Annotated in this window: 13 protein-coding genes and 1 other RNA gene; 7 read left to right on the forward strand and 7 right to left on the reverse strand. The window is 51.0% G+C overall.

Annotation, left to right across the window (positions count from 1 at the left end):
- Nucleotides 1-113 precede the first annotated feature (113 nt).
- The 3 genes from rpe to trpS are packed head-to-tail and all read left to right on the forward strand — an operon-like array spanning nt 114 to nt 2,492.
- Nucleotides 114-782 (forward strand): ribulose-phosphate 3-epimerase, encoded by a 669-nt coding sequence (gene rpe, locus J3L11_RS04810; RefSeq protein WP_189618886.1) that lies wholly within the window; start codon nt 114-116, stop codon nt 780-782.
- Between the two features lie 2 nt (nt 783-784).
- Nucleotides 785-1,465 carry a phosphoglycolate phosphatase gene (locus J3L11_RS04815; protein ID WP_207570303.1) on the forward strand — a complete coding sequence of 227 codons (681 nt, stop codon included), beginning with the start codon at nt 785-787 and terminating at the stop codon, nt 1,463-1,465.
- A 19-nt stretch (nt 1,466-1,484) separates the two neighbouring features.
- Complete coding sequence (gene trpS / locus J3L11_RS04820; RefSeq protein WP_207570304.1) at nt 1,485-2,492, forward strand: tryptophan--tRNA ligase; 1,008 nt, start codon at nt 1,485-1,487, stop codon at nt 2,490-2,492.
- Nucleotides 2,493-2,566: 74 nt separating this feature from the next.
- On the opposite strand, the gene dolP is transcribed toward trpS, so the two are convergent.
- The 4 genes from dolP to J3L11_RS04840 form a co-directional block, all read right to left on the reverse strand.
- Nucleotides 2,567-3,151, reverse strand: a complete 585-nt coding sequence (dolP, locus tag J3L11_RS04825) for a division/outer membrane stress-associated lipid-binding lipoprotein (RefSeq protein ID WP_207570305.1) — start codon at nt 3,149-3,151, stop codon at nt 2,567-2,569.
- Nucleotides 3,148-3,741, reverse strand: a complete 594-nt coding sequence (locus J3L11_RS04830) for a phosphoheptose isomerase (RefSeq protein WP_133040307.1) — start codon at nt 3,739-3,741, stop codon at nt 3,148-3,150. The genes dolP and J3L11_RS04830 overlap by 4 nt, the downstream gene beginning before the upstream one ends.
- 96 nt (nt 3,742-3,837) lie before the next feature.
- Nucleotides 3,838-4,164, reverse strand: coding sequence for a YraN family protein (locus tag J3L11_RS04835; RefSeq protein ID WP_189618881.1), 327 nt, complete (start codon nt 4,162-4,164; stop codon nt 3,838-3,840).
- A gap of 15 nt (nt 4,165-4,179) precedes the next feature.
- Nucleotides 4,180-6,066, reverse strand: coding sequence for a penicillin-binding protein activator (locus J3L11_RS04840; protein WP_207570306.1), 1,887 nt, complete (start codon nt 6,064-6,066; stop codon nt 4,180-4,182).
- Nucleotides 6,067-6,154: 88 nt separating this feature from the next.
- Here J3L11_RS04840 and rsmI point away from each other — a divergent pair, with 88 nt between their 5' ends.
- Together rsmI and rnpB are read left to right on the forward strand one after the other, a co-directional pair.
- Nucleotides 6,155-6,997 carry a 16S rRNA (cytidine(1402)-2'-O)-methyltransferase gene (gene rsmI / locus J3L11_RS04845; protein ID WP_207570307.1) on the forward strand — a complete coding sequence of 281 codons (843 nt, stop codon included), beginning with the start codon at nt 6,155-6,157 and terminating at the stop codon, nt 6,995-6,997.
- Nucleotides 6,998-7,040: 43 nt separating this feature from the next.
- An RNA gene (rnpB, locus tag J3L11_RS04850) (RNase P RNA component class A) lies at nt 7,041-7,401 on the forward strand.
- 319 nt (nt 7,402-7,720) lie between these two features.
- Here the strand turns inward: rnpB and J3L11_RS04855 are convergent.
- The 3 genes from J3L11_RS04855 to J3L11_RS04865 form a co-directional block, all read right to left on the reverse strand.
- Nucleotides 7,721-8,818 (reverse strand): NADH:flavin oxidoreductase/NADH oxidase, encoded by a 1,098-nt coding sequence (locus J3L11_RS04855; RefSeq protein ID WP_207570308.1) that lies wholly within the window; start codon nt 8,816-8,818, stop codon nt 7,721-7,723.
- Between the two features lie 104 nt (nt 8,819-8,922).
- Nucleotides 8,923-10,533 carry a POTRA domain-containing protein gene (locus tag J3L11_RS04860; protein ID WP_242695094.1) on the reverse strand — a complete coding sequence of 537 codons (1,611 nt, stop codon included), beginning with the start codon at nt 10,531-10,533 and terminating at the stop codon, nt 8,923-8,925.
- A gap of 88 nt (nt 10,534-10,621) precedes the next feature.
- Nucleotides 10,622-11,842, reverse strand: coding sequence for a threonine/serine exporter family protein (locus J3L11_RS04865; RefSeq protein WP_207570344.1), 1,221 nt, complete (start codon nt 11,840-11,842; stop codon nt 10,622-10,624).
- Between the two features lie 167 nt (nt 11,843-12,009).
- On the opposite strand from J3L11_RS04865, the gene J3L11_RS04870 reads away from it, so the two are divergent.
- The gene (locus J3L11_RS04870) at nt 12,010-12,405 is read left to right on the forward strand and encodes an MAPEG family protein (protein WP_133040102.1); all 396 of its coding nucleotides are present in this window, start codon (nt 12,010-12,012) and stop codon (nt 12,403-12,405) included.
- A 155-nt stretch (nt 12,406-12,560) separates the two neighbouring features.
- Entirely contained in the window at nt 12,561-14,828 is a 2,268-nt protein-coding gene (locus J3L11_RS04875) for a YgiQ family radical SAM protein (protein ID WP_207570309.1), read from the forward strand.
- Nucleotides 14,829-14,839 lie beyond the last annotated feature (11 nt).

Consider the following 14,839-nt stretch of genomic DNA (forward strand, 5'->3'; position numbering starts at 1 on the left):
AGAAAAATTCCGGCTTTGTCGGCATTTTGCCGCAGAAATAGTGTGCTTTTGCTAGAGCCGAGCGGCTACGCCGGGTAAAATGGGCGACTTCTTAAACATCCCGTGAGAATCTTATGCGACCTTTTCTGATAGCCCCTTCTATCCTGTCGGCTGACTTTGCCCGTTTAGGCGAAGAGGTTGACGCAGTGTTGGCGGCAGGAGCAGATGTCATTCACTTTGATGTGATGGATAACCATTATGTGCCCAATCTCACTTTTGGCCCGATGATCTGTAAAGCATTGCGTAAATATGGGGTTACTGCGGATATTGATGTCCATTTGATGGTAAAACCCGTCGATAGCCTGATCCCGGATTTTGCCAATGCTGGCGCTTCCATTATCACGTTTCACCCGGAAGCCACCGAACATGTCGATCGTTCATTACAACTGATCCGCTCTTATGGCTGTAAAGCCGGGTTGGTATTTAACCCCGCGACACCACTGACTTACCTTGATTATGTTATGGATAAACTGGATGTGATCATGTTGATGTCGGTGAACCCCGGCTTTGGTGGGCAATCATTTATCCCGGCGACCATGACCAAGTTGGCTCAGGTACGCAAATTGATCGATGACAGCGGCTACGATATCCGTCTGGAAGTGGATGGCGGCGTCAAGGAAGAGAATATCGCGGAGATTGCTAAAGCGGGTGCCGATATGTTTGTGGCTGGCTCGGCAATTTTTGGACAGGATAATTACCGCGCCGTGATTGAGCGGATGCGACTGGCATTAACAGGGCTGTAAGGATGACGGATTTTAGTAAGATAAAAGGGATAGCATTTGATTTGGATGGCACGCTGGTGGACAGCGTGCCTGATCTTGGCGCCGCTTGTCGGGCGACATTGCTTGAGATGGGCTTGAGTGAATGCAGTGATGCGCAGGTGCGCAACTGGGTCGGCAATGGCACCACAATGCTGATGCGGCGTGCGCTGCATAGCAGCCTCGGTGATGAACCCTCAGAAATACAAATGCAGCAGGCAATGCCTTTGTTTACGCAACACTATGAAACTTGCCTCAATCAATACAGTCAGTTGTACCCTGGCGTTGCTGACGTTTTGCCACAGCTGCATCGACAAGGCTATCAGCTAGCAGTCGTGACCAATAAGCCCTATAAATTCACTAAGCCACTGTTGGAATTTTTTGGTATTGCACCGCTGTTTTCTGTAGTACTTGGTGGTGATAGTCTGGCAAAGATGAAGCCAGATCCGTTACCGTTACAGCATGTGCAGCAGCAATGGCAACTGAGTAGCGAGCAGTTGCTGATGGTGGGTGATTCCCGCAACGATATTCGGGCGGCGAAAGCGGCAATGCTAGCCTCAGTTGGCTTGACCTACGGTTATAACTACGGTGAAGATATCAGTCTTAGCGGCCCGGATGCCGTCTGTGATCATTTTGAACAAATTCTGACGTTATTGGCGTCTAAATAAACGGAGCATATAAAACATCATGAGCAGTAACAGTAAACCTATTGTATTCAGCGGTGCTCAGCCTTCTGGCGAGTTGACTATCGGCAACTATATTGGAGCGCTGCGGCAATGGGTGAACATGCAGGAAAGTCATGATTGCATTTACTGTGTGGTGGATTTACATGCCATAACCGTTCGGCAAGATCCAGAACAGCTGCGCAAAGCTTGTCTTGATACGCTAGCGCTTTATCTGGCTTGCGGTGTCGATCCTAAAAAAAGTACGGTATTTATGCAGTCTCAGGTGCCGGAACATACCCAACTGGCCTGGGCGCTTAACTGTTATACCCAGATGGGAGAGCTGAGTCGTATGACCCAGTTCAAGGATAAATCCCAACGCCACGCCAACAATGTCAACGTTGGTCTGTTTGATTACCCAGTATTGATGGCCGCGGATATTTTGTTGTATCAGGCTAACTTGGTGCCAGTTGGGCAGGATCAGAAACAGCATCTAGAACTGACGCGTGATATTGCCATCCGCTTCAATAATGCTTACGGCGATACCTTCACGGTTCCCGAGCCATTTATTCCTGAACTGGGCGCCAAGGTAATGGCACTGCAGGAACCGACTAAAAAGATGTCCAAGTCAGATGACAACCGCAATAACGTGATTGGTCTGCTAGAAGATCCCAAAGCGGTAATGAAAAAGCTCAAAAAAGCCATGACAGACAGCGAAGAGCCGCCAGTGGTGCGTTTTGATGTGGAAAACAAACCTGGTGTTTCTAATCTACTGAGCCTGATGTCCGGTGTTACCGGTGAAAGCGTGCAAACGCTGGAAGCACAGTTTGAAGGCAAGATGTATGGTCACCTGAAAACCGCTGCTGGTGAAGCGGTTGTGGCGATGCTAGAACCATTGCAACAGCGCTATCAGCAATACCGGCAGGATACCAGTTTCCTTAACCAGATCTTGCATGAAGGTGCTGAAAAAGCTCGGGTGCGCGCCAACGCTACGCTGAAAAGCACATATGATAAGTTAGGTTTTTTGCTCTGATAAGCGAGTAAACAATGTATAAAAGCCGGATGCTCACTCGCTTCCGGCTTTTTTACAACCGTCTACCCCGTTGGTTACGGCTTTGATTCCACCTTTGGCTCTACGTAGTCAAACATGCGAATGACTTTACGCACGCCAGAGGTGTTGCGGGCAATATCGGTTGCCAGATCCGCCTGCTCGCGGCTGATAACTCCCAGTAGAAACACCTCGCCATTTTCGGTAACCACCTTAATGCGAGTCATATCCAAGTTTTTATCATTCAGCATACGCCCTTTCACTTTAGTGGTGATCCAGGTGTCATTGCTGCGGGTAGTAAACGAAACCGGATTACCGATACGGATCTGATTGTGTATTTTGCCGCCCAATTTCAGATTCTGCACCAGTTGTACTGCCTTATCACGCAGGCGTGAATTAGGGGCTTGGCCAATCAGCAGTACATTGCCATTCATACTAATACCGCTGATATTGCACTGGGACTTAAGTTCTTCATCGGTGGAGAAGACGCTACTGATACGGAATTCGGTATTGGTATCATCCAACTGGGTGCCAATCGGCCGCTCATCGTTAAGCATGACCGCGCCGCTTACTGTGCCAGCCATCATGGCACCCGCACAACCATTAAGCAGCCATATCAGTCCCAGCAGGAGCAGATATTTCATTGATTATCGTCCTGTGGAAACAGGGTGCGATCGATACTGTCACACAGACAGTGGATCACCAGCAAATGTACTTCTTGGATGCGGGCTGTGACATTTGAGGGTACGCGGATTTCCACATCATTAGCACTCAGCAATCCGGCCATGGCGCCGCCGTCTTTACCGGTCAACGCTACTATGGTCATATCACGGCTCAAGGCTGCTTCCATTGCTTTAATGACATTGCGTGAATTACCGCTGGTGGAGATCGCCAGCAAAATATCACCCGGCTGGCCTAAGGCTAGCACTTGCTTGGAAAACACTTCATCGTAGCTGTAATCGTTGGCGATGGCCGTGAGGGTAGAGCTGTCAGTTGTCAGCGCAATGGCTGGCAAAGGGGGGCGTTCAATTTCAAAACGATTCAACAATTCTGCTGAAAAGTGCTGGGCATCACCAGCGCTGCCACCGTTACCACACGCCAGTATTTTATGACCACCCAACAGGCAGTTGACCATCATGGCTGCGGCCTTTTCAATATCATCAGGCAAGGCCTCGGCTGCATCGATTTTGGTCTGAATCGACTCGGTGAAACAGTCTTTGATACGTTCTAACATCCGTTTATCCTTCACTGACAAGAGTCACTATCATGCCACATTCGCCGTGATTTTTCAGACATGAAAAGTGTAAAAATAATGTTAATCAATGGCTTGCTAAAATGCTCCGGCGAGCCAATTCACTTCAGTACCGTCAATGGCTACCACATCGAAGCGGCAACTGTCTCTGATATTGTGTAGCTGCAGATATAAGCTGGCCGCCTTGCGGATACGTTGCCGTTGGGCGGCCGAAAGTGCCTGCAGTGCGCCACCAAACCCCTTTGTTGCGCGGTATTTTACCTCAACAAATACCCAATCGCTGCCCTGTTTCATCACCAGATCCAGCTCTCCGAATGGATAGCGGACATTCTGTTCGACAAATTTTAAGCCCTGGCGTTCCAGAAAACGACGGGCGAGTTGTTCGGCATCCTTGCCTGTGGTCATGTGTTGACTCCTTGATTACTGCGGACGCAGTACTCCATGCCAATATCTGCCCCATTTTAACTGCCGGTTTAACACGCCATCGCTGTCAACGGACAGTTGACCTGTGCGGCCATTGAACTGGTAGCCGGGAAAAGCCCGCATCTGTGCCAGTTTGTTCACCAGTTGCAGTGAATCATAGCCCATGGCGTACAGCCGTTTCTGCGTATTGCCCCAAGATGGCCAAAGTGCCGCCACATTGCTGTCGGCGCTGTTTTGCAACAGCCACGGGATGTCACTCATGGTGATGTTGTTTAATTCCTGTACCGTCTGATGGCTGTCATCCTGGCGTGCGCGACTGCTGGTGTATATTGGTACAGGTTCTGCAAACACACTGAAATTCACGTCAATGTAGGGCTTGAGTAACGGTAATGACTGGTTACTGCAGATCATGTAGATGGCATCAATATCACGCCGTGAGCGGAAGTCGGCTTTAATCTGATTTCCCAGTAAATTCTTAATCTGGTTGATGCGGGTCTGGCTATCGCTGACGCCTAAGGCATCCTGCACTGTGTCACGCATTTTATCGGCAGAGAAATAATGTACCTCAGCGGCTTCGTTGGTGAGCGATTGCCAACTGACGTTGAAACTTTCCGCCATGCGTCGGCCGATGTTATCGTCACTCACTAGCAGCAAAGGCCGTTCGATACCGTCTTGGTACATACGTTGAGCGGCATCGGCAGATTCTTGTGTGGGCGACAGCGCAAAATAGTAGTTGTCTTTGTTGATGACCAGTCTGCTGGTGTGGTTCAGAAATAGCTCTGGTGGTTTGGGCTGCGCTGTCACAACAACATTGGGCTGTGATGTCGGGGCCACTGCGGCCGTTTGTGGCTCGGCAACTGACGGCTGTTGCAGCTTCAATACTTGATCGACTTCATTGGGTAACAACGGCCCAATGATAAAGTCGGCACCATTTTGTAATGCCTGCTGATAGGCGCTGTCTGCCCCTGCGGCAGTATCGTAAAAATTGAGGCTGATATTCTCGTCTGGTTCTGCCAAGTATGCTGCCACAATGCCTTGCCGCAGTGGTTCAGCAATATCTGCTCGCTCGCCACTAAGGGGTAACAATACCGCAATACGTTGTGGGTGATAGGGTTTGGTACTCAGCGCCCGCTGCAGATCTGCCGGTAACTGCAATGCCGCCGGGTGCGAAGGATTGGCTTTTTGCCAACTGTCGAGGTGACTGACTAAACTGGCGGGATCCACCGCATAATGTTTAGCCAAGTAGGCCAATTGCAGCCAGCCTAGATACATGACGTCATGACTCTTGCTGGCTTGGGCTTCTAACGCATTTTCTGGCTGAGATTTTAACAGCGTCCAGATCTGCTGATAAAGATTTTGGGCGTCCTTGGCAGACAGATATTGACTCCAGTCACTCAGTTCCCGCGCTTGCAACATCGGTTGCTTGGTTTTTTCATACAGCCGTACCCGCATCTGGTGGTAATTGTTCCACTGCCATTGCGGTAACTGCCAATCTGAACTGAATTGCAATTTGGCTAGCGCATCGCCAAAACGGCCCTGTTGTTCCAATACCCGTGCCCCAAGATAACGGTATTCCGCTTGCAGTTCAGGTTCTGCTAGCAGATTTTTTTGCAACGAGGCGAGGATTTCTGCGGCAGATTCTGGCTGATTATTATTCAGGTAGGCCTTGGCCGCCAGCAACAGCAACCGTTGCTGCTGCAGCGGTGTCGTCGCTTTCGCGGCTTGGGCCATATAAGCCGTAGGGACGGCATCAGCCGTTGCCAATGAGCTCGTTACACTCTCGGTTATCGCAGTCGGTTGTGATGGACTGCTGCCACAACCCCAGAGGCTGACCAGCAGCAGGACGGCAATTGTAGGCTTGATGATATTCTGGCTTTTCAACACAAGGCGTTACTCTGGTAAGATGCTGGCCTTAGTTTAACCTTCTATGTTGTCCAGTGAAAGACCGGACAATCTGTTCGCTGAGGTAGTTATGAGCGTGCCCGTCGCACTTTATATCGTTCCAACACCGATCGGTAATCTGGGGGATCTGACACCGCGAGCGGTGGAAGTGTTATCAGCGGTAAGCTTGATTGCCTGTGAAGATACCCGTCATAGTGGTAAGTTACTGAGTCATTTCAATATTACCACTCGCACTATGGCTCTGCATGATCACAACGAGCGCGCTAGGGCGCAATGGTTTATTGAAAAACTGCAAGCGGGTGAGTCGGTAGCGCTGATCAGCGATGCGGGGACACCGTTAATCTCCGATCCTGGCTATCATCTGGTATCACAAGTGCGTGAAGCGGGTTTTCAGGTGAGCCCGTTACCGGGGGCTTGTGCCGCCATTACCGCGTTATCGGCGTCTGGGTTGCCTTCCGACCGCTTTTCGTTTGAAGGCTTTCTGCCTGCCAAAGATAAAGCACGCTTGGATAAACTTGAATCACTCAAAGAAGACAGTCGCACGCTAATTTTTTACGAATCGCCTCATCGTATTTTGCCAAGCTTGGCGGCGTTAGAACAGGTGTTCGGCGCCGAGCGTCCGATGGTGATGGCGCGGGAGCTTACTAAGACCTTTGAAACATTCCTGACGGGCAGTATCAGCGAGATCCGGGCGCAAGTAGAGGCTGACCCAAATCAGCAGAAAGGCGAAATAGTGCTCATGTGTCACGGTTATACCAATGCCGATGATGACGCGATACCGGCCAAAGCGCTGGATACATTGAAATTGCTGTGTACGGAATTGCCATTGAAGAAAGCCGCGGCGCTAACCGCAGAAATCCATGGCCTAAAGAAAAACGCACTCTACAAACTGGGGCTTGAACTTGACTGGTAATTAAATAGTTTGCCAGAAAGGTTGGCTAGGCTATAATCCGCGCCGAGTTGGCCAGGCAGTCGCTGCGTTCGCAAGAACGGGGAGGAAAGTCCGGGCTCCATAGAGCAGGGTGCCAGATAACGTCTGGGCGGCGTGAGCCGACGACCAGTGCAACAGAGAGTAGACCGCCAGCCTTCGGGCCGGTAAGGGTGAAAGGGTGCGGTAAGAGCGCACCGCGCGGCTGGTAACAGTCCGTGGCACGGTAAACTCCACCCGGAGCAAGATCAAATAGGGTTCCTTATGGCGTGGCTCGCGTCGGAACCGGGTAGATTGCTTGAGCCTGCGAGTGATTGCAGGCCTAGAGGAATGGCTGCCGCTCCCCTCGGGGAGAACAGAACCCGGCTTATATAGTGCCAACTCACCTCTTTTTAGGCCCAGCTAACTAGCTGGGCTTTTTCTTTTGTGGTGTTGTAAGGCGCACTCTTAAGCAAGAGTTATCGCCTAACTACGTTGGCGAAAATATTCAGCTTTCACTGCGCTTAGCTGTGCTGAATATCTTGATGTGTTAAATCGCCTGCCGCGGGCTGTATGCACATGCAGTTCACTGGCACGCTGTGAATCCATCCCTGGAAGCTCGTCGCCAGCATCCATGCTGGCAACGGCCACTGACCCGCATGTGCCGGGAATTTAGGTGTTCTCCTGAATTATTCGTGTTGGGATGCAGCTAATATCAACAGCGGCTAGCTAGCGATGCAATAATGTCTTGAGTCCATGAGGCTGACAGCGCAGGTACTGCGGTGCGGCTTGTACCTCAGCGCCCAAGGCCGCAGCGGCGTGCCAAGGCCAGCGTGGGTTGTAAAGGATGCCGCGCGCTAGCGCAATGGCGTCAGCCTGCTGCTGTTGCAGAATTTTTTCGGCTTGTAGTGGGTCGGTGATAAGCCCTACAGCAATCACTGGCATCTGTACTTGGGCGGTAATTGCGGCGGCAAATGGCACTTGGTAGCCAGCGCCGATGGCAATTTGTTGTTTTTCCGATAAGCCGCCGCTGGAAACATGAATATAATCGCAACCGCGATGATCCAGTTCCCTTGCAAATTCAATGCTTTGGGGCAGATCCCAGCCGCCATCAACCCAATCGGTAGCGCTGATGCGTACACCCACTACAAAATCCCGTGGCAGCGCTGCCCGCACGGCATCGAATATTGCCAACGGCAGTCGCATACGGTTGCTGAGGGAGCCGCCGAATTCATCATCACGTCGATTGCTTAGTGGCGACAGAAATTGATGTAACAAATAGCCGTGAGCCGCATGCAGTTCTACACCATTGATCCCTGCCACGTGCGCCCGTTTGGCGGCAGCCACAAACTGACAGATACATTCATCTATCTGGATTTTAGTCATGGCCTGTGGTGAGCGTTGACCTTCGGTGAACGGAAGGGCACTGGGGGCGATGGTTTGCCAACTGCGCTCGTCGGAGGCGGGGAGTTGTTGACCGCCGTCCCAAGGCTTATCGCAAGAGGCTTTGCGCCCGGCATGCCCTAGCTGCACCAGCAATGGCATATCTGAATCACGGCGAATATCGCCTACCAACTGTTGCAGCGCTTGCTGGCATTCATCGTTCCATAAACCCACATCGGCATAGGAAATACGGCCTTCTGGGGCCACGGCAGAGGCTTCAATAATCAGCATCCCTGCAGCGGACTGCGCCAGATTGCCGTAATGTTGCCAGTGCCAGGGCTGTAACACGCCGTTATTGGCAGAATACATACACATGGGTGCGATGATGATACGGTTTTTCAGGGTAAGAGCACCCACTGATAGGGGACTGAAGAGCTTGACCACGAAACACGCCTCCTGTTTTTCATGCTGCCAGCAATCGAATGGTGACTGGCAGAGATGAGCGTCATTGTAAGCCTCATTGACAAGGGTTTGGCAAGATGCTTGGTTCAGAAGTGGCTTTTGACTTCAAAACGCCATTCCCAACCGCTGACATGTTCGCCGTTGCTCATTGGCAAGCTGAAATCCATATGCACCACGTTGCCGTAGCTGGATCGTGAAGAGTATAGCCGCGCGCCAATACCGATGGCGCTTATGGGGTGAGAAATCTCATTATCCTCTGCCAATGGGCCACCGAAGGCATGACCTACGTCGATGAACGCGGCCCAGCCTAACTCTGCCAACTGGTACAGATTAATGTTGGGGTAATTACGCAATTCGGCGGTGACCAACCATTGTTGATCTCCATGCTGAAAGTCATTCGGGTAGCCACGCATTCCGGTTTCGTCACCCAGCGCTACAGGTAAATCACGGAAATTATGGCGAGAGCTAATCAATTGCACCCGAGAGTAAGCCGACCACTTGTGATTGAATCGGTAAAAATATTCGGTGGTTGCGGCTATCCGATAGTAGTCTGGTTGCGCGGTGGCAAAAATCCCGGTGGCTTTCAGTTCCAACAACAGTAGTTCGTGGTCATCGGCATAACCACGGTTCATCTGCCATTCTAGGTGGTAGCCGAGGCTGTCGCCATCGTTAGTTTCTAGGCCAAAACGCAGTTTATGCTGCCAGCCGAGGTTAATATCTTCATTGAAATTAATAAGATGCACATTAGTCATCACCCGATAATCATCTTGCAGATACTCCCACTCGGTCCAAGGGTAGGTAAAATTACGATCTTGTGGCAGGGGTAACATGGGTTGACCGGGAAGCGCAGTAAACGCGTGACGATCACGGGTGATACCAAAGCGTAGGCGCTGCCGGACATCGCCCTGCTGTTGCAGCAACATGCCCCAGTAAAACTCGGCAAAATCTAGACTTTCCTGATACTCCTGCAGGTCTTCACCGTTCTGGCGAAATGTATTGGTGCGGTCAACGCTTTGATATTCTCCACCGTAAGCCCGGGTGTCCATCAACGTATAGAACGGCTTGTCGAACATCAGCCAGGTGGATTTTCCGTCATCATTATCGGCAAAACTGGCGGCAACGCGGGCATTTTTAACAATAGTCAGTGGGGTTTTGAAATCAAATTTGTAACCGGTGCGGTTTTCATCAGACTGGTATTCCAGTTGGGTTTGCATCCCCAACCCCAGAATATTGTCGTCTTTAATCCCAAACGAGTAGCGGTTTTTGCCTCCGCTACGACCCCAGTCAACCGTAGGCAACAATGACCACTGATCCCAGGTCTCCACCACTAAATTCACCGGTTGTGGCTGGTCATCTTTGGCGGGAACCTGCACAATTTTGGCATCACGCAAATAAGGCTCTTTCCTTAAAATACGTTGTGCTTCTTCCAGCTGTTTTTGCGTAATCACATCGCCTTCTTTAAAACTCAGGCGATCGAGGATGACCGAATCACGGGTATTGATGTGGATGGCGTTGGCCCAATGATGCAGAAAAATGGCATTGGACGCTGATTCATCAAATATCGGGTTACTTACAACACGAATATGGCCGACGACAAAAGTACGGCTGTCGGCGCTATCGGCACTTATAGGCGTTGCATTTACCGACATACCGATAGCGGTCGTCGCCAGTAACCACAGTAGCTGATGATAATGCATTCAGCACTCCCCAAAATAACCGGACTAATTGAATCATAGTCGTTTTTTGGAAATGGCGGCAAAGCTTAGCGGAATTTACTGCGGGTACCTACAAGGTTGAACGGGGAGTTACCACCACATTTGAAAATATCAGCCCCGCCACCAGTGACATGAAAATCAGGAACAGCTGTGCACCAAGATGCGGTTGCGCCAGCAAAGTATCTCCAGACACAAAAGCATTCAGCCCGAGATAGGTTTTGCTCCCTGGCACTAAGATCACTATGCCTTGTAGTAGCGCGATAGACGCCGGAGCTTTGGTCCAGCGGGAAAACAGATTAGCGTAGATCCCCACCGCCAAGGCGCCGAAGAAAATACCGATGGAGTCGCCCAGATAGATGCCACCCAACATGGCGGCGACAAACGCTAATATCCCTGCCAGGATGCCCCAAGGTGCATCTTTCAAACGCGCTTTGAAAATAAACACCAGGGCAGATGACAGCAACGGCACCGCCAGCCAACTGGCCCAGCGCGGTAATGACGTTGGCTCAATAAACAGATCTTGTCCAAACAGCGCGTTACCAATGGCCACCCCTAAAACGGCCCCAAAGTACAGTTTGAACAGCACCATCACCGCATCCATGATGCGCATGGTACCGGACATCAGATCGCGGGCAGATAGCTCTGCCAGCCCCAGCGTCAACGCCAGCCCAGGAATAAATACAATAATGCCGGAAAGGATCACTACCGGAATATTGATGGATGGATCCAGTTGCGCTAACCCACAACTGACAATTCCCGCCACGGTTGCCGCCAACGGTTCCAGCAGCTCCGCCATCCGTTTGGAATGCTCGGCGGCAAATACCAGACCATAAACCACCATACCAACAACACCCGACCAGAATACATCATTCCAGCTGGTGGCCATCAGCATGGCAAAGGCTGCGGCTGCACAACCGTAGGCAGCAAGTGTCAGCAACGGGCCGTAGGGATTGGGCATTTCGGCTATTTGATCGAGACGTTGCAATGCTTCTGTTAGCGAGCGCTGCCCACTGCGCAACTCTTCCACCAAGGCATCAGTACGTGCCAGCGCGCCTAGATCCAGTTCCCCGGGTTTGACGCGAGCCACATGGTTATATTCCTGATCGGTATCGTGCTGCAACACAAAGGTCATGGAGGTCGGCGAAATCAGGAAGTAACCATCAAGGCCTAGGGTCTTGGCGACGGTTTGCAGGTGGGTTTCCAGCCGATAAGCGGGCGTGCCAAATTTGTGCAATGCCTTGCCTAGCTTTATGATAAAGCGGCGCTTTTCAAGAAATTCCTGATTGTCCACTCGGATGCCTCGTACTTGTGTATCAAGGTCGCCGATAAGGCAACATGCCAGTTTGGCGCGCATTGTAAAGCAAATTTATGCAAAGGGAATAATGACATAAAAAATTAAATTTCCTAAGGTTAATTAAGCCATCCAGCGATAACGATGGCGATATTCGGAGAATGATAATGACACTGTATGTATCAGGTTTTTACTGCGCGCTGACCACCTTATTAGCTTTGTTCTTGAGTGCGCGGGTAGTGCAGTTGCGGGCACGTTTTAAAGTGGGAATAGGGAACGGTGACCACCCGGAAATCTATATAGCGCGCCGTGCCCACGGTAACCTATTGGAAAACGCGCCACTGGGACTGTTGCTGTTGGCAATGGCAGAGTTAGATGGCCTACATGCAGGTTGGTTGCATCTATTTGGTACGGTGTTACTGGTGTCCCGCTTGTTACATGCGATTGGTTTGACGCAAGGCAAAGGCAAGACAAATATCGGGCGATTGTTAGGCGTTCTCGGTACCTGGGGAGTGATGGTGGCTCTGGCAGTGGTTAACCTCGTGCTGTTCCTTGAAGCATAAAGCCCTCTGGCACCATAAGGGCATTAATAAGTGTGCTTCCACAGTGTGCTTTTTTGCTGAAAAATTGTTCACACTTATTCAGCGCGTCCTGTTATACTCCGCGCCCCTGACGGCCCTGTTGCCAGAGATTGATTAACCCAGTGGGTTGGATACACATGCAAGTCGAATCCAGTTTATTTCGCTATCCTCGCTATCGTGCTGATTTGAAACCAGCACCGTTTCTGCCTATGTCTCGTAAAGAGATGCAACAACTAGGCTGGGACAGCTGCGATGTGATTGTGGTAACCGGCGATGCGTATGTGGACCATCCTAGTTTCGGCATGGCGGTAATTGGCCGCATGCTGGAAGCTCAGGGGTTCCGTGTCGGCATCATCGATCAGCCAGACTGGCAAAGCAAAGACGATTTTATGCGCCTCGGTCGCCCCAATCTGTTTTTTGGTGTCACCGCTGGCAATATGGACTCGATGATCAACCGTTACACTGCCGATCGTAAACTGCGTACCGACGATGCTTACACTCCTGGCAATGTGGGTGGCAAGCGGCCAGATCGGGCGGTAACGGTTTACACCCAGCGCTGCAAGGAAGCCTATAAAGAGGTGCCAGTGATTATCGGCGGTATTGAGGCCAGTCTGCGCCGCATTGCCCATTATGATTACTGGCAAGATAAAGTACGCCGCAGTGTGTTGTTTGACAGTAAAGCCGATCTACTGATTTATGGTAATGCCGAACGCCCCTTGGCCGAAGTGGCTCATCGCCTAGCGAAAGGCAATGATATCAGTGAGATGCAGGATATTCGTGGCACCGCGGTACTGCGTAAAACCGCGCTACCAGAATGGAAAGGCGTTGATTCGCGTAAAATCGACCAACTGCATAAAATCGACCCTATTCCCAATCCTTATGGTGCCGATGACGTTGGTTGCCAGAATCTGTCTGGCCCCAGCAACAACAAAGTGTTTGATAATGACGCCCCACAAGCCATTTCAGTGCAGCCTCCCAAACCCAAGCCTTGGGAAAAGACCTATGTGCTATTACCTGCATTTGAACGGGTAAGCGACGACCGTTTCCTGTATGCACACGCATCAAGGGTACTACATCAAGAAACCAACCCCGGCTGTGCTCGTGCGTTGTTTCAAATGCACGGCGATCGCGGTGTGTGGGTCAATCCGCCAGCGTTTCCGTTGAATACCGATGAGATGGATGCGGTGTTCGATTTGCCATATCAGCGGGTGCAGCATCCAGCTTATGGCAAGCAGAAAATCCCAGCGTATGACATGATCAAAACCTCCATCAATATCATGCGTGGTTGTTTTGGGGGCTGTTCGTTCTGCTCCATTACTGAGCATGAAGGCCGTATTATCCAGAGCCGTTCGCAAGATTCCATTATCCGGGAAATTAAGGATATCCAGCAAAAGGTGCCGGGGTTTACCGGGGTGATCTCTGATCTTGGCGGCCCGACTGCCAATATGTATCGACTGGGTTGTAAGAGCGAAAAAGCTGAAAAGACCTGCCGTCGTTTGTCGTGCGTTTTTCCGGCAATCTGTGGTCATCTGGATACGGATCATCAGCATACCATTGACCTGTATCGAGCCGCGCGCGATGTACCGGGTATCAAAAAAGTATTGATCGCTTCCGGTGTGCGTTATGACTTAGCCATTGAAGATCCGCGTTATGTGAAAGAGCTGGTGAAACATCATGTTGGCGGCTATCTCAAGATAGCGCCAGAACATACCGAAGAAGGGCCGTTGTCAAAAATGATGAAGCCCGGCATGGGCACCTATGACAAGTTTAAGGAAATGTTTGACCAGTATTCGAAAGAAGCGGGGAAAGAACAGTTCCTGATCCCCTATTTTATTTCAGCCCATCCCGGCACCACTGACGAGGATATGCTGAATTTGGCGCTGTGGCTCAAAGCCCGCAAGTTCAAGCTGGATCAGGTGCAGAACTTCTATCCATCACCGATGGCTAATGCCACGACCATGTATCACACTGGCTTGAATTCGCTGCGTAACGTCAAACATGACAGTGAAGCGGTATTTATTCCCAAGAAAGGACGCCAGCGTCGCCTGCATAAGGCGTTACTGCGTTACCATGACCCACAAGGTTGGCCATTGATCCGCGAAGCGCTGATCAATATGAAACGCGAAGATCTAATCGGTACTGGGCCACAGCATCTGGTACCACCGGAAGGACGTGCCGAGCAATTTGCCCGTAAACAAGGCAATAAACCCGCTGCTAGGGGGCAACAGGGGCTGACCCGCTTCAGCAGTAATCAGTTTGCAAGTGACGATAAACCTGCCCAGAGTAAAACAGCCAACAAGCGCCCAAATAACTCGGCGTCAGACAACAAAGGTGCCGCTAAACCTGCACGCGGTAACGGCCGACCTGGCGCGCGCCCAGTCTTTGGTAAAAAGAAACCCGCCTGAGTCGGCGGGTA

The organism is Shewanella sp. 4t3-1-2LB, from assembly GCF_017368415.1.
Classification (GTDB): domain Bacteria; phylum Pseudomonadota; class Gammaproteobacteria; order Enterobacterales; family Shewanellaceae; genus Shewanella; species Shewanella fodinae.